The 16,468-nt window shown below is 33.1% G+C and carries 14 protein-coding genes and 1 pseudogene; 14 read left to right on the top strand and 1 reads right to left on the bottom strand.

The genetic code is table 11. The annotated features are described in order from the left end of the window. Window positions 1–39 precede the first annotated feature (39 nt). The 11 genes from VSF34_RS07855 to VSF34_RS07805 all read left to right on the top strand — a co-directional run bounded on the left by VSF34_RS07855 (window position 40) and on the right by VSF34_RS07805 (window position 13,181). A complete protein-coding gene (locus VSF34_RS07855; RefSeq protein ID WP_326716779.1) occupies window positions 40–1,413 on the top strand; it encodes a hemolysin family protein in 1,374 nt (457 codons plus the stop codon). Window positions 1,414–1,706: 293 nt separating this feature from the next. Beyond that, a complete protein-coding gene (locus VSF34_RS07850) occupies window positions 1,707–2,321 on the top strand; it encodes a hypothetical protein (protein ID WP_326716778.1) in 615 nt (204 codons plus the stop codon). Beyond that, entirely contained in the window at window positions 2,314–3,726 is a 1,413-nt protein-coding gene (locus tag VSF34_RS07845; protein WP_326716777.1) for a glycosyltransferase family 2 protein, read from the top strand. The genes VSF34_RS07850 and VSF34_RS07845 overlap by 8 nt, the downstream gene beginning before the upstream one ends. Before the next feature lie 35 nt (window positions 3,727–3,761). After that, window positions 3,762–5,720 carry a CDP-glycerol glycerophosphotransferase family protein gene (locus VSF34_RS07840; protein ID WP_326716776.1) on the top strand — a complete coding sequence of 653 codons (1,959 nt, stop codon included), beginning with the start codon at window positions 3,762–3,764 and terminating at the stop codon, window positions 5,718–5,720. Between the two features lie 161 nt (window positions 5,721–5,881). Then, complete coding sequence (locus VSF34_RS07835; protein WP_326716775.1) at window positions 5,882–7,357, top strand: right-handed parallel beta-helix repeat-containing protein; 1,476 nt, start codon at window positions 5,882–5,884, stop codon at window positions 7,355–7,357. Window positions 7,358–7,545: 188 nt separating this feature from the next. Further along, on the top strand, window positions 7,546–9,123 hold the full coding sequence (locus tag VSF34_RS07830) for a peptide chain release factor 3 (protein ID WP_326716774.1): 1,578 nt from the start codon (window positions 7,546–7,548) through the stop codon (window positions 9,121–9,123). A 24-nt stretch (window positions 9,124–9,147) separates the two neighbouring features. Then, window positions 9,148–10,254 (top strand): non-hydrolyzing UDP-N-acetylglucosamine 2-epimerase, encoded by a 1,107-nt coding sequence (gene wecB, locus VSF34_RS07825; protein ID WP_326716773.1) that lies wholly within the window; start codon window positions 9,148–9,150, stop codon window positions 10,252–10,254. A 142-nt stretch (window positions 10,255–10,396) separates the two neighbouring features. Next, window positions 10,397–10,792, top strand: a complete 396-nt coding sequence (locus VSF34_RS07820) for a hypothetical protein (protein ID WP_326716772.1) — start codon at window positions 10,397–10,399, stop codon at window positions 10,790–10,792. Window positions 10,793–10,819: 27 nt separating this feature from the next. Next, window positions 10,820–12,490 carry a serine hydrolase gene (locus VSF34_RS07815; RefSeq protein ID WP_326716771.1) on the top strand — a complete coding sequence of 557 codons (1,671 nt, stop codon included), beginning with the start codon at window positions 10,820–10,822 and terminating at the stop codon, window positions 12,488–12,490. 110 nt (window positions 12,491–12,600) lie between these two features. Continuing rightward, on the top strand, window positions 12,601–12,927 hold the full coding sequence (locus VSF34_RS07810) for an RNA polymerase sigma factor (protein WP_326716770.1): 327 nt from the start codon (window positions 12,601–12,603) through the stop codon (window positions 12,925–12,927). Beyond that, complete coding sequence (locus VSF34_RS07805; RefSeq protein WP_326716769.1) at window positions 12,921–13,181, top strand: hypothetical protein; 261 nt, start codon at window positions 12,921–12,923, stop codon at window positions 13,179–13,181. The genes VSF34_RS07810 and VSF34_RS07805 overlap by 7 nt, the downstream gene beginning before the upstream one ends. Window positions 13,182–13,238: 57 nt before the next feature. Here VSF34_RS07805 and VSF34_RS07800 read toward each other — a convergent pair whose 3' ends face one another. Next, entirely contained in the window at window positions 13,239–13,571 is a 333-nt protein-coding gene (locus tag VSF34_RS07800; protein WP_326716768.1) for a DUF1827 family protein, read from the bottom strand. A 214-nt stretch (window positions 13,572–13,785) separates the two neighbouring features. On the opposite strand from VSF34_RS07800, the gene VSF34_RS07795 reads away from it, so the two are divergent. The 3 genes and pseudogenes from VSF34_RS07795 to VSF34_RS07785 form a co-directional block, all read left to right on the top strand. Further along, on the top strand, window positions 13,786–14,874 hold the full coding sequence (locus tag VSF34_RS07795; RefSeq protein WP_326716767.1) for an ISL3 family transposase: 1,089 nt from the start codon (window positions 13,786–13,788) through the stop codon (window positions 14,872–14,874). 101 nt (window positions 14,875–14,975) lie between these two features. Next, window positions 14,976–16,034 carry an IS30 family transposase gene (locus VSF34_RS07790; RefSeq protein WP_326716671.1) on the top strand — a complete coding sequence of 353 codons (1,059 nt, stop codon included), beginning with the start codon at window positions 14,976–14,978 and terminating at the stop codon, window positions 16,032–16,034. A 76-nt stretch (window positions 16,035–16,110) separates the two neighbouring features. Continuing rightward, window positions 16,111–16,344: pseudogene (locus VSF34_RS07785) on the top strand (transposase); the annotation flags it as partial. Window positions 16,345–16,468: the final 124 nt, after the last annotated feature.

Below are 16,468 nucleotides of genomic sequence, written 5' to 3'. Positions count from 1 at the left end.
AAATTTTCAAAATGAAATTATGTTAGGAGAGAACAGCTTATGAACGCTGACCCTGAGAGTCAGTCATTATTTGTTAATATTGTTATTTTAATTGTTTTGACCTTGTTAAATGCCTTTTTCGCAGCAGCGGAGGTTTCAGTGATTTCAGTGAATCGAAATCGTTTGGAGACAAAGTCTGAGGAGGGGGATAAAAAAGCGACTAAATTATTACGTTTAGTCAATGATTCAAGTAACTTTTTATCTACTATCCAAGTAGGAATCACTCTAGTGACCATTATATCTGGTGCCTCACTTGCCAACTCTTTTGCAAGAAAATTAGCACCTGTTTTTGGAGATGTTATATGGGCAAAACAAACGTCACAAGTAATTGTTTTAATTTTATTAACGTATGTATCAATCGTTTTTGGAGAGCTTTATCCAAAACGTATTGCACTAAATAAACCTGAGGAAGTTGCTAGGTTTGTTATGGGGCCAATTAATGTATTAGAGACAGTTATGAGACCCTTTGTGTGGTTATTATCAAGTTCAACTGATTTACTAAGTCGTATCACACCAATGACACTTGATGATGAGACGGAAAAAATGACTCGTGAAGAGATGACTTATTTACTTAGCAACGAAGGGATATTAGATAATGAAGAACTAGAGATGGTTCAGGGGATTTTTGATTTAGACTCGACCATGGCACGAGAAGTGATGGTTCCCCGTACAGAAGCCTTCATGGTAGATATTCATGACCCTGCTGTTGAAAATATTGATAAGGTTTTACAAAATAGTTTTTCAAGGATACCTGTCTATGATGATGACAAGGATAAAATCATTGGTATTCTTCATCTGAAAAACTTGTTGAAAGAAGCGAGACAAGTTGGATTTGATGACATTGATTTATTAGATGTGATTCATGAACCATTGTTTGTTCCAGAGACTATTTTTATAGATGATTTATTACTTGAACTTAAAAAGTCACAAAGTCATATGGCTATTTTATTAGATGAGTATGGTGGTGTGTCTGGAATCGTAACATTTGAAGATTTACTAGAAGAGATTGTCGGTGAGATTGATGATGAGTCAGATGAGCTGACGATTGAAGAGTTATATGAGCAAATTAGTGATAATGAGTATATCATTCAGGCTCGTATGCCAATTGATGATTTTAATGATAAGTTTGGAACATCTATTGCCATGACAGATGTGGATACGATGGCAGGCTGTGTGATTACAGAGCTTGGTGTGATACCCGATGGTGATGAAACTCTAAGTATTGAGCAAGATCACATTACACTAACCACTCATAAAGTTGAAGGCACACGTTTACTTGAAATCCTAGTGATTGTTAATGAAATCGACGAGGATGATGACGAGGAGTATTACAAGTCAAAAGATAGTGTGAAAGATAAAAATGATGAAAGCTAGCCTAACAGGTTAGCTTTTTTTGATAAGAGTTTGGAAATAAAAATTCTTTTTATCAGATTTTAATAAATATTTATAAATATATTAAGCCGTGTTATAGTGAATAATATTTTGTTTTTTTTGACTTTATTATTTTACTATTTTTATGATGTTTTATAAAAAGCTACTATATTTTCATGAAAAACCACTTTTTGTTTTAAAAAAACATGATATACTTAAGAGTACATGGTTATTTTTGCTATATGATGGTGTGAGTAACTAATCAAGTCAGTATGAGATAAATAAAAGGAGAGTTTATGTTTTTTCTATTAGAAGTTGTTGGGGTTATTAGTGGTATTTTAATCATATTTATCATACTAAGTCCTATAGGTAAAGGTATTACAGCAAGTAGACAAGATAGGTTGATGAGAAAAATTGATAAGTATATCGATCATTTTGTTACGAAAGGTCAGTATAAATATTTTAGACGAAAAGTAAGAAGGAAGCTCAAGCGAAGTTCTAATAAAAATTTGGAATTGATTGTCTCTAGATTAAAGCGTTCAGAACATGACATTCACTTAGCATTAACTGGTGATGAGATATCTGATACTCAATATTTATCTGATATAGGTATTGAAGCAAAAGTAGAAGATAAGTTAAATAAAAAGCAAGATTATGAAGTGTATGAAGCATTAACTATTATTAATCTACTTCAAGTACAATCTTGCCAACATATTATCTTGAATAATTTTCAACATTACACAGGTCAAGCACAGTTTTTTATTTTATATTCAATGGTTCAAAATAATGATATGGATAATTATATGTATTTAGTCGGTAATCGCCCAGTGAAGTTTGATAAAGCATTATTTAAAAAGCTAAATGCTTATATTGATATCCATTTAATGAGAATTGGGGATATCTATGAATAATATTTCACTCTATCTAGGGATTACAGCATTAATTATCAACTATATATTCTTTATTATTTATATCACTCAGCTAAGGTTATCTAGCCGGGATGTGACAGAGGTTAATAAAAACAAAAAATTACTGGAAGATAATATTCTCGATTTTAATCAATTAATTAGTTCACGCAATAATTTAGAATTGACAGTAGTCATTCCAGCTTATAATGAGCAAGAGACGATTTGTAAATCAGTGAGTAGTTTTCTAAGTCAGCGTTATGATAATTTAAAAATCTATGTGGTTAATGATGGCTCAAAAGATAATACCAAAAGGGAATGTCTGGATTATTTTCACATGGAAAAAATTCCTTTATTTAAACAGCAAAGTGACATTTTCACTCAACCTGTAAAAGAGATTTATCAAAGTCAGGATTATCCTAATATTTATTTAATTGATAAGGAAAATGGTGGGAAAAGTGATGCGTTAAATGTTGGGGTGAACTATGCCACATCTGATTACGTGGCTTTTGTGGATGCTGATTCTTTTGTAGAAGAAGATGCCTTAGTGACACTTATGTCGCCCTTTTATTTTTCAGATGATATTGTCTCTATCGGTGGGCAAATTAGACCGATGACAAGAATTGAAAACTTTTCTAAGCGCTCAGTGAAAATTAGAACGACAAAAATTTTACCTTCATTTCAATATTTAGAGTATTTAAGAAGTGTTTTAGTCTTTCGTTCAAGTTTGAGTAAAATTGAGAGTACTGTGATTATTTCTGGTGCTTTTGGTGTATATGACATTACTATTTTAAGAGAAATTGATGGCCTTGATACAGACTCAATTGGTGAGGATTTTGACTTAACACTATCCATTCGTAAGCATTTAAATGATAGAAAAATCGATAAACGTCAAATATTTTTATATGACTCTGTTTGCTGGACGCAACCACCTTCACGTATTCGTGATGTAGTAAAACAGCGCTCTCGTTGGCAAATTGGTTTTTTACAAACTGTTTGGAAACATAAAGGGATGGTGTTTAACCGTCGCTATAAAAATGTGGGGATGGTTGGATTACCACTATTTATTTTTACCGAATTTGTTAGTTTTTTAATGGAGACAGTAGGTCTTGTTCTTGGTGGTTACTTTTTAGCAACAGGTATTATTAGCTGGCGAGAAGCTATCTATATTTTTCTATTATCTTACTTTGTTAATCTATTTTTTACGATGGCAGTTATTTTACAAAATGCTAGAATTCAAAATATTTCTTATAAAGATAAATTATTTTTAATGTGTCTAGGATTAGTGGAAGCTTTTAGTTATCATTGGGTTTCGCTATATTCTAAATTTAAAGGAACAGTGAAGTTTTTATTTACAGGGAAAAAAGCAAAACATGATTGGGGAGATATTAAACGTGATGAAGTTGTTTAATTTATTTTCTTATTGTGAGTCTCAGGAGGGTTATCATGAAAATTAATAAAGATTCCGTTGCCTTTTTAATTGAGGAATCTAACTTACATTCTATTTATTTAAAATTTAGACAATCAAAAAAAGAATACAAAGCAGTAGATGGTATCATTTCAATCCCTTTTGATGATATCTACATGTTAACTGACGGGCGTGCCAGTATTTTAATGCTACAAAATGAAGCTGGCGAGGAAGTATTATTTTCTGATGAGCTGACGTCATTTAGTTCAGAGAAGATGTTGACAGAGCAGTACCAAGATACGCTTATTTCTATCTACCCTTCAAAAGAGAAGACGCTACGTTTACTTGTTGGTGAGCTACCAATTAGTCACCGGTTTATTGAGAAGGTAGAATTTATTTTTGCTAGACAACTTAGAGATGGCTCAGTGGAAGTAGCGATTGATTTAGATACCCTCGTGTCACATGCCACAGAAGGGGATTTATTTTTCACTTTTAGAGGTTCTATTGAAAAAACCTATGTGAGCACAACAAAGTTTGAAAAATTAAGTGTAGAAGACCATATTTTTAGAACGAGACTGTTCTTTAAAATAAGACCTGCTGATATGGCAAAAGTGAGAGAGTTTGATGGCTATTCTAATTATTTCAATAATATTATTGATTTGTCATTGATGTTCCAATTAGAAAGCAATTACTTATTTGCTAGACGACATAGAGTTTGTCTTGAGCATGATTATGAAGAATATTTTGTTCAGGAGCATCCAGATATATTAACTGGTGTGAAATTTTATCAAACTATGAATGAAAAATCATCGATTATCTTAGAAGACATTCCTCTTGAATCGAAAGAGTGTTTTAATTTAGAGTCAAACATGGGATCTAGCGACAGACTTGTGGCGCTATTTTGTGAGTATCCTGAAAAAGCACAAGACACAGCCTTCTCACAATTTAAGTATATGAGTGATGAATTAAGTGATCAGTTTGAGTGTTGGTATATTATTGAAGCTGATTCTCCAGATTTAGTGAATTTAGAGCCATACAAGGACCAAGTGATTTTTTATAAAGAGCCACTTCATTTTGAAAAATTTATGCAAGCAGATATGATTTTTCATTCGCACAGTTCGATATATGCTAATCCAACGAAGATGAAAAAATTCCAAGATAAAATGGAAAAAACATTTAGAGTCTTTTTACAACATGGTATTTTAGGTGTGAGAGATTTATCTTATATGTATGCTAAAGGTGACAAGGCCTTTACTAATTTATTCATTTGTAGTTCTGAAAGAGAAAAAAATATTATTATGAATGATTATTTCTATTCAGAAGACGAAATCGGTTTAACAGGTCTTTCTCGGTTTGACGAGTTATTTAATAAATATCAGGAATTAAATCAGGCACATGCTAATAGACAAAAAAGCCTTCTAATCTTCCCGTCTTGGCGAAAAGGTGAAAATAGATTAAGTGATGAGAAGTTTATGGACACTAGTTTTTATAAAGAGTTTCAAAGTCTATTAAATGATGACACGTTTATTGATTTATTAAAAGCTAATCATGTCAAGGCTAAATTTTTATTACATCCTAACTTTAGTCACTACAGACACTTGTTTACATCTGATTATATTGACACAGATTATGACAATTATATTTTGCAAGATGAATTAGTTAAAAACGATTACTTACTCACAGATTTTTCAAGTGCGGCACTTGATTTTGCTTTGCTTAAAAAACCAGTTATCTACTATCAGTTTGATAAGAATTTAGCTGAAGCTAAAAAAGATAATAATTTAAAAGCTTTTTTACCAGGTGATATTATTAAGTCAAGAAGACGGTTATATCGTAAATTGAAATCAGTCTTCAAGAAAAAGCAGATTAAGAAAAAACATGAGAAAAAATTAGATAACCTATCTCTTTATCGTGATAATCAAGCTAGAGAACGTATTGTTGTTAAAGCTATGGAAGGTTATGAAAAGAATAATATATGTAGAGGTTCTCTAACATAGCAGGAACTTAGACTACATAAAAAACTGACTTTCGGGTCAGTTTTTTATTTTTTGGATAGTTAGACTTTAGCTATTTAGATAAATTGACAACGAAAATAAAACATGTCATATTAATTTTGTTACTGTATAGATAAAAAGGATTAAATAAAGGAGAATTAATCATGGAATTAAATAAATATATCAAATTAAGCATGCTGATAATCAGCGTTGTAACAGCTATGTTGATAACTACAACAAGGGTTGGAGCAAGTGATCTTAGTGATTTAAAAAAACAATATTCTATTGAAACAAGTGATGAAAAGATTATTAATGTTAAAGATGAAGGTGTCACAGGAGATGGAAAAACTGATGATACAAAAGCTCTTCAAGCTGTGTTAGATCAAATAGATGGGGATAAAAAAAGTGTTATCTACCTTCCTGAGGGAGAGTACATGATTAAGACCAATGATTCCCCCTCCTCTAAAGAGATGGTCCAACGCTTTGTCAATACTGATGTTGGTCTACACGTGAAGTCTAATACAACGATTTTAATGGATGAGAAAGCTTATTTAAAAGCAATTCCTAATGAATTTTATAGCTATACGGTACTGAATTTAAAGGATGCTAGTCATGTTAATATTTATGGTGGTAACATTGTAGGGGACCGAGACGAGCATATTGATAAGTATTCAAAATTGCGCCGAGGTGATCCTGAGTATAACGGTGAAACTGGCTGGGGTATTTTAATGGTTTCATCTCAAAATATTGTGATTGATAGTATTCGCATTTCTAATATGTGGGGAGATGGGATTGATTTATTTTCAACAAAAGAAGCGACTCAGCCTAACCAGCAAATTGTCATAAAAAATTCAACACTTTCAAATAACCGCAGGCAAGGTATTTCAGTTGAAAATGTAAACGGCTTAATTGTTACCAACACATTAATTGAAAATACTAAAGGAACAGATCCCTCAGCAGGAATTAATATTGAGCCAGCAGATTTTAAAAACCATAGCTTAAGGTCAGCTAAAAACATTACCTTAACACAAAATCATTTTTTAAATAATGATGATGCCGGGGTGTTGATGTATGGCATGGGTGAGAAAATTTTTTATGATAAAGATGAGAGTGGTCACCAGCAGCGAGCGATAATTGATAACGTCAAAGTGTTAGATAACATATTTGAAGGCAATAATACAAATCATCAAAATGTCCAAGACGGAGCCTGGTTTGGAGCTTTTAATGGTCAGCTGATGATTGTTGGGGCAACTAATGTTTTAGTTAAAGATAATAAATTAATCAACCCAAGGCCATTAGGAAGCATGGATAATGGTAATACAAAGGCTAGATTTGAAGCTAATTCATATCCTGAGGCGGGGATACTGATTGGCTATAGTGAGAATATCACCATTGAGCATAACAATATGCCAAAACAAAATATCTCAATTTTAAATCAGTGGTCGCAACCAGGGACCTTTGCATACCCAAATTCTGTTGGGATTGTAGTGGAAAATAATACTTTAAATGACGTGATTAAAGCAGGTGAAGGAAAAAATATGCCTGAGGTTAAAGAAGAAAACAACGGAGCAAATGTCACGCAAAAAACACTGACATTTTGGGAGAGAATCAAAGAAACTATGTCAGATTTATTTAGGTAATGTGTTAAGTCATTTAAAAATGAGTTTTTAAGGAGTGGGGAAATCTACTCCTTTTTACTTTATACACTTTTTGATTGTAGTTAGTATCTTTTCATGGAGCTTTCACTACAGAAAGGCTATAAAAACAAGGTATAATTGTGTTATACTAAATCAGACTTTATAAATTTGAAAGAAGTAAGGGGAATTATATGGGATTCAATCAACAGGCAGAAGTAGATAAAAGAAGAACATTTGCAATTATTTCGCATCCGGATGCTGGTAAAACAACGATTACAGAGCAATTGTTATTATTTGGTGGTGCCATTCGTAATGCAGGAACTGTTAAAGGTAAAAAATCAGGAAATTTTGCTAAATCAGATTGGATGGATATTGAAAAGCAACGTGGTATTTCTGTTACAAGTTCAGTGATGCAGTTTGATTTTGATGATAAACGTGTCAACATATTAGATACACCGGGACATGAGGATTTTTCTGAGGATACGTACCGAACACTTATGGCTGTGGATAGTGCAGTGATGGTGATTGATAGTGCTAAGGGGATTGAAGCACAAACGAAGAAATTATTCCAAGTTTGTCGCATGCGTGGTATTCCGATTTTCACCTTTATCAACAAACTAGATAGAGATGGTCGTGAACCACTTGAATTATTAGAAGAACTAGAAGAAGTTTTAGAGATTGATTCATATCCAATGAATTGGCCGATTGGTATGGGTAAAGGGTTTGAAGGGATTTATGACATTTATAATAACCGAGTAGAAGTTTACCGTCCAGATCGTTTTGACGGAGAGCGTTATTTAGAGTTAGATGATGAGCACCAGTTAGTGGCAGATCACCCACTCAGTCAAGAATCAATATTCTCTCAAGTTCAAGATGAAGTAGAACTACTACTTGAAGCTGGTAATGAATTTAGTGAGGAAAAAGTAGCTAATGGTCAGCTAACACCAGTTTTCTTTGGTTCAGCCTTAACAAATTTTGGGGTGGAAACCTTTTTAGAAACATTTTTACAATTTGCACCAAAACCAGGAGATCATGAAACAAAAGCTGGCGAGAAAATCAGTCCTTATTCTGAAGACTTTTCAGGATTTATCTTTAAAATTCAAGCTAACATGAACCCTGCTCACCGAGATAGAATTGCCTTTGTCCGTATTTGTTCTGGTAGTTTTGAAAAAGGGATGGATGTTAAACTAGCTCGTGATGAGAAAAAAATCAAATTAAATAATTCTACCCAGTTCATGGCAGACTCTCGTGAAACAGTTGTTGAAGCCGTAGCAGGAGATATTATTGGGTTATATGATACAGGAAATTATCAAATTGGAGATACGATTTTTACTGGAAAAGATAAAATTGAATTTGAAGATTTACCTCAATTTACGCCAGAATTATTTATGAAAGTCACAGCTAAAAACGTGATGAAACAAAAATCATTTTATAAAGGGATTAACCAACTTGTTCAAGAAGGGGCTATCCAGTTATATAAAACCTATTTAACAGAAGATTTTATTATTGGAGCTGTTGGTCAACTACAGTTTGAAGTATTTAAACATCGTATGTTAGGTGAGTACAACACAGAGATTATTATGGAGCCAATGGGAACAAAAATAGCACGCTGGATTGATCCATCACAACTTGATGAGAAGATGAGTTCAAGTCGTAATATTTTAGCTCGTGACCGTTTTGACCAGCCGTTATTCTTATTTGAGAATCAATTTGCGATGCGTTGGTTTAGTGATAAGTATCCAGATGTGGAGTTAAAAACGTTATTGTAAACATAGTCATTAGGAGGAAGAAATATGAAAAAAGTGATGGTTATTTTTGGTACAAGACCTGAAGCAATAAAAATGGGTCCTCTTGTACAAGAACTTGACAAGCAATCTGATATTGAAACAGTTGTGTGTGTAACTGGTCAGCATCGTGAAATGTTAGACCAAGTGTTACCTATCTTTCATATTTCTCCAAAATATGATTTAGAAATTATGAAACATAAGCAAGACTTATTTGATGTAACGATTAATATTCTTGATAGATTAAAACCGATATTATTAGAGGAGCAGCCTGATATAGTTTTAGTGCATGGTGATACGACAACAACGTATGCTGCTGGGTTAGCTAGTTTTTATTTAGGTATTCCAGTAGGTCATATTGAAGCTGGCCTTCGTACTCATAATATTCACTCACCTTTTCCAGAAGAGTTTAACCGCTGTTCTGTGAGCTTGTTTTCTGAAATTAATTTTGCACCGACAAATCAAGCTCGAGATAATTTATTAGCAGAGGGCAAGAATCCAGATTCAGTTTATGTGACAGGCAACACAGCTATTGATGCGTTATCAACAACTGTTAAAAAAGATTACTCACATCCCTTAATTAAATGGGTAGGTGATAGTCGTCTGATTGTTTTAACAGCACACAGACGTGAAAATTATGGTGAGCCCATGCGTCATATGTTTCAAGCTATTAAGAGAATTATTGATGAACATGAGGATATTAAGGTGGTCTATCCTATTCACATGAACCCTAGTATTAGAGAGCTAGCAGATGATATTTTTGTGAATACTGATCGTATATTAATGATTCCACCAATGGAAGTGATTGATTTTCATAATTTGTTAGCTAATAGTGATATTATTTTAACAGATAGCGGTGGTATTCAAGAAGAAGCCCCTTCTCTTGGAAAACCAGTTCTTGTTATGCGTGATACAACAGAGCGTCCAGAAGGTGTAGCAGCGGGGACTTTAAAATTAGTTGGAACAAGCGAAGAGGTAATTTATAAACATTTTAAAGCCTTGCTTGAAGATGAAGTGTTATATAAACAAATGTCTGAAGCTAGTAATCCTTATGGTGATGGGACAGCCTCGAAACAAATTGTGGCTATCTTAAAAGAATATTTATCAAAGTCATGATGTGCTGATGTTTTGATTTAAATGAGGTTGACCTTTGAGTCAGCCTCATTTTATTTTCCTCAAATAATTATTTTGGTAATCATTTTTTTCTAAGGAATTCACGGTAAAATATAGGTGAGTACATAAAAAGTGAGGGGTAATTATGAAAAAGAAGTTGAGTTTGTTCTTATGTGGGAGCATATTGTCAGTTGGTATACTAACTCAAGTTGTGGTGCAGGCCAAAGATGTTTCTACATCTCAAACTAGTGAGACATCAAGTAGTTTGTTTTTAGAGACAAGTGACTCATCAACCTTAGAGACAAGTGAGCCAGTTGTTGAAAAAATGACGTTTGATATTAAAGAGCTGGATTTAAAAGAAGTGACATTTATCAAACCTAAAGTTGATATCTACCTTGATCTGGAAGATTTGACGTTAGCTAAGCAAGAAGGATTACCTAAAAAGCTGTATACAAAAAAATTATATCAAACAAGTCATCATCTTAATTACTATCAATTATTAAACCAAGAAGAAGTAGTAGTGGGATATGTAGAAGAATGAGAGGTTACTTTAGATGATATTTCTAAAGTGAGACAAGCAAATCTTAACAAATATGTCTCAACCATTAATGAAAAAACAGTCGTATACAAAGATGAGCATTTAACACAAATTTCAAATGTCACACTACCTCAGTATCAAACGTATTTTGCAAAAGAGAGCTACGTGGATGATACTACTAGAAAAGAAGCAGTATCTTTATTTAATGGTGAAGATAAGCTAGTTGGTTATGTGAATAAAGAAGATCTTAAAATAGCTGATGGGCCACAAGGTGTTTATATTCACAATGGTAACTATTTAACTATTAATCGTAAAACAGGTCAAACTTATAGTGATTTTGAGGGGAAAGCGAAACATTCATTTGCCTCTTTATACCAAAAAACTTACCGTGCTAAGGGTCAGTACAATCACATTAATGGCTCAGTGTTTTATTCGCTATACAATGATAAAAATGAGTGGATGGGCTATGTTCCTGAAAGTGACGTGTCTTTAGTAAATAGCCCTTGGGGTGAGGCGGTTAAGACAAATAAATATGTTAGTATCGCTAAAGGAAATTATGACCTGTGGCGCTCGTTTAATTGGGTATCAAACGGTAAAGCTAGTCGTTATAATCATAAAACATTTATAGTAAAAGAAGAGTATCATCATTTTAATACATCAACATATGCTGCACTTACAGATTCAACTGGCACATTTTATGGCTACATTAATGATGATGCCTTAAAAACGGTAAGTGACCCTCAAGGTGAGTATTATCATTATGGTAAGTACGTTACCATCTCATCAAGTAGTACCAATTTATGGCGTGATTTTAATTGGAACGTCAAACAGCCAGCAAGTAAAATCGTTAATCAAACCTTTCAAGCTAGAGGGATTTATTATCATGTGAATGGTGAGGCTTATTTCTCAGTTTATGACAATAAAGGTGTTTGGCAAGGGTATTTAAATGCCAATGCCACATCTCTTACAGCTGAAAAAATGAAGAAGGTCCAAAAATTGTTAGATAATAAATATCGTACGCCAAATATGGGGATTTATGTGATGAGTTTAGTGGATGGCTCTACAGCTTCAGTTAACGGCTCACAATCTTTTGTGGCTGCTAGTACTGGAAAATTACCTGCCATGTATTATTCTCAAAAAATGATTAATGACAAACGAATTGACCCTAATAAAAAGTACAAGTACACAGATGCGATTAACCAAATGCCTTATTACTCTTATCAGCGAGACGGGGCAGGTATTTTGCAAGGTAAACCATATGGTACGAGTTATTCAATTGATACGATGATGAACTGGACGGCAAAATATTCAGATAATCAAGGTGCTAACTTTTTAGGCTATTATGCTGGACGTCAGTATGATGCTGAAATGCGCCGTGATATTAGTAAAATTATCGGTCGTACCTGGGTATCACCATTTAATATCACAGCAAAAGAAAATGCCTTACTTATGGAAGCTATTTACAAACAAAATGGTAAGTTGATTAACTATATGTCAAACACACAATTTGATAATCAGCGTATTCCTAAATATCTACCTGTAAAAGTAGCTCATAAAATTGGTGATGTGAACTCATATGTCCATGACGTGGCAATTGTTTATGCTAAAGAGCCATATGTGTTATCTGTCATGACTAAAAATGGTATTTCTTATGAGACTATTTCTAAGTTGTCTAAAGAAGTATATGATATTTTAAAATAAATAATAATAATAAGAGATTGGCTAAGAGTCAGTCTCTTTTTTTGCTTTGTTAAGGAATTATTGATTTTAACTTGTACTGTAAGTAAGAACAACAAGAGGAGGAGAAGAATATGACAGATGAGGAGTATCTCATTGCATTGCTAAATCAAGATGAAGAAGCTCTAGATTCTTTAATGACAGAATATTCAACCTTAATGTGGGCAGTGGCTTCAAAATATTTAACACAAAATATAGGGGGACATATTCAGCACATCGAGGAGTTAATTAATGATGTCTTTATTAAGCTTTGGAAAAATCCAAAAGGGTTTGAGCTGAGTCGTTTAACAAGTGGGTTGGAAGAAAAAACAGAGCGAGTGAGTCCTCCTTGGCAAGAATTAATCCAAGAAGGGACCAACTGGATTAAGACACCTTTAAAGATGGGCTCCTGCATTTGTTAGTTAAGTACCCCAATGATTTGTATCATAATGGGTTAAACTTAACCTTGGTTTCAAAAACTGATAACGCAAAAGAAGAGCCTTTAAATATCAAATTGAAATTAACAAGTGGACAAGAGCTGGATATTTTATCTCATGATAATGTTATAAATATTTACTCAGATGAGCGTGAGGAAGTAAGTGTTCAGTATGATTATATTCCTTTAGAGGAGATTAGTGAGATCTTAGTGAATGGGACAGTCATTTCAGTGGCATAAGACACATAAAAACATTCCGATGCAGTTGAGTGACTAATTGCATGGGAATGTTTTTATTTAGTCTTTAGTTGTTTCAATGTCCTTATCCTCTGTTTCTTTTTTGGGAAGGGGGACAGGCAATGTCATTTCGACAACACCAGGTGTTCTTAGAACTTGAAGTTCAGGGTCATTTGGCTGACGTTGTATTAGCTCCTGCAATACTTCGGCCACTTCAAATTCCTTAATGTCACGGGATTTATTAATTAGAATAATATCAATATGAGTGTCAGCTGTGCTATGAACAACTAAGGTTTTTCCATATGAGTACACACTTACAAATCTAGCATCAGTGTTTTCAAGTTGTTTTGATACAAGCGTCGCGTAACTATTTGTAACATTGACTAGTTTCATTTTTTTTCACCCCTTTTTAAACGCTTTCTATATAGTCTTATTATAACATAAATAAGGGAAGAATCACTGTTTTAGGGCTCTATAATTTATAGGACTGATGAATCATTTTTTGATTCATCAGCCCTATTTTAGTTTATTTAAGTAGAAAAACATGTCGTCTATCTAGTAAAATTAAAGTACCAACCAAAATCTTAAATAGAAAGGACGACATGTCATGACTAATCATATCAAAAAAATGTTGCGAATTAAAGATGAAGATTTAAATTTAACTTGTGTTGAAGAAGGAAAATACAAAGGTGTGAACACATTAATTATCACTGGTACCTACTCACCTAAGCTTACGGCCTGTAAGTATTGTCAGTCTCATGCGAACGATGCAGATGAAAAGAAAACCATTGTAAAAAATGGGAAAAAAGAAGTGACAATTCGTTTGGAATCATATCAAAACATTCCAACTATTTTAAAGCTAAAAAAACAACGATATTTTTGTAAAAACTGCCACCAACATTGGACAACTCAATGTTCTATCGTTGAAGAAAATTGTTTTATTAGTCGATTCATAACATTTAGAATACTAGAATTATTAACTCAGAAAATATCAATGACCGTTATCGCTAAGATATGTCATGTATCGCTCACAACCGTTATAAGGGTCCTTAAATCTGTTGAAAAACATTTACCTGAAACGCTTAAACCACGCTCTTTTCCAAAAGTTCTAATGGTTGATGAATTCAGATCTCATGCCACCTATGAAGATAAAATGAGTTTTATTTGTGCCAATGGTGAAACCGGTGAACTGGTTGATGTTCTTCCTAGTCGTAGACTTGATAAACTAATGAATTACTTCAATCGTTCTCCCAAGGAGAAACGAGAACAGGTAAAATTTCTAGTGACAGATATGAATGCGGCTTATTTTCAGTTAACTAAAAAAATCTTTCCTTGTGCAGCTTTAGTCATTGATAGGTTTCATATCGTTAAACACTTAAATCAAGCTTTTAATGACTTTAGAGTCAGGGAAATGAAAGAATTAATAAAGAATCACCAGCGTTCTGAAGCCAATAAGCTAAAAGTAAATTGGAAATACCTATTAAAGAATCAAATGACTGTTTCTAGTTCAGAATATAAAAATTGGAGAAGCTTTCCTTCACCTAAGTTTCCCCCTCTAACAGAATCAATGATGATTGATCGTCTTTTATCATTTTCTACAGACTTAAAAGAAGCCTATGGCGTGTTTCAATTATTAACCTATCACTTTAGAAATAAAGATCCAGACTCATTTTTTGATTTATTAAAGAACGCTTAGTTGTAAAATCAAGTTAGCCACTCTAAAATAATAAAAAAACACCATGGTAAAAATTCGTGTATCATTGAAGTAACTACCCAACAACGAAAGGAATTTTTATCATGGTGAAAATTAAGAATAACACAAAGACATCTAGTTATAAACATCTTTCCTTAAAGGAAAGGCAGCTTATTGAAGTTTGGCATAATATGGGAGACTCTAATAGAGAAATTGGTAGACGATTAGGCCGACACCATCAAACAATAAGTAATGAGCTTAAACGAGGAACGACCACGCAAATCAAAGAAAATAAGAAACCTAAACAACTCTATTTTGCTGATACGGGGCAAGCTAAATACATAGAAAACAGGAAACGCTGTGGTTCGAAATCTAAGCTAGTTAGTGCTGTTGATTTTATTAATTATGCTTGTAAACAAATGATAGACTTTAATTGGTCACCAGATGCAATTGTTGGCTTTATCAAGTCTTTAGGGACTTGGGATAAACCTATTGTTTCTACTAAGACACTTTATAACTATATTGATAAAGGTTTTTTACCAGTCAGAAATCATCATCTCAAGATGAAAGTTAGACTATCACCTAAAAAGAAAAGAAGTCGTCAGCATAAAAAAGCTCTTGGAAAATCAATTGATGAACGACCTAGCAAAATTGATTCTAGACAAGAGTTTGGTCATTGGGAAATAGACAGTGTCATTGGTTCAAAATCTAAAGATGATAATGCTCTACTTACACTTGTTGAAAGAAAAACTCGCTACATGATTACTGTTGTTCTAGATGATCATACTGAAGAGTCTGTTAGTTACGCTATTAAACAGTTAAAATATGAGTTTGGAAGAGCCCGATTTAGTAGCATATTTCAATCGATTACTGCTGATAATGGCAGTGAATTTAGCTCACTTGATGATACTCTGCAACAAATGACTGATATCTACTTTGCTCACCCTTATTCATCTTGGGAACGAGGAACAAACGAAAGACATAATGGTTTATTACGGCAATTTGTTCCGAAAGGAACGCCTATCTGTCACTACTCAAAGCAGTTCATACAACTGGCTACTGAAAAAGTTAATCTTTTGCCGCGTAAAATTTTAGACTATAGACAACCAGCAACATTATTTTTAGAAGAAATTCAAAATCTAAAGATCAAAACATGTTGGTAAGTAAGGGGTTCAATAAAATAACACTGATATTTAGATATTTTTACCAGAGTGGCTAACTTAATGTTGCAATTTAGATTTATTAAAGAACTTACCGACTACCTTAAATCCACTATTTAAACAGAAAATTGAAAATCTAATTAATTATGAAGAAGGGATTCGTAATGCTTTAACGTATAAGTATTCTAACGGAAAAATAGAAGCTAAAAATACTCATATTAAGACATTAAAAAGAGTATCTTATGGCTTCAAATCTTTTAGTAATATGAGGATAAGAATTTTTATGATAAATGGCCTTGTCACAATTGAATAACTAAAAAAGGTGATGAATTTGAGAAAATTCTCAAATTCATCATCTTCAATATTTGTCTCATCAGTCCGATTTGACAAAGAGCCTGTTTTAGTCTTGATTCTTCCCTTAGATATTAAATTAAATG

The sequence above is a fragment of the Vagococcus jeotgali genome, assembly GCF_035918315.1.
Lineage (GTDB): Bacteria > Bacillota > Bacilli > Lactobacillales > Vagococcaceae > Vagococcus > Vagococcus jeotgali.
This window is presented reverse-complemented; position numbering and strand designations above follow the sequence as displayed.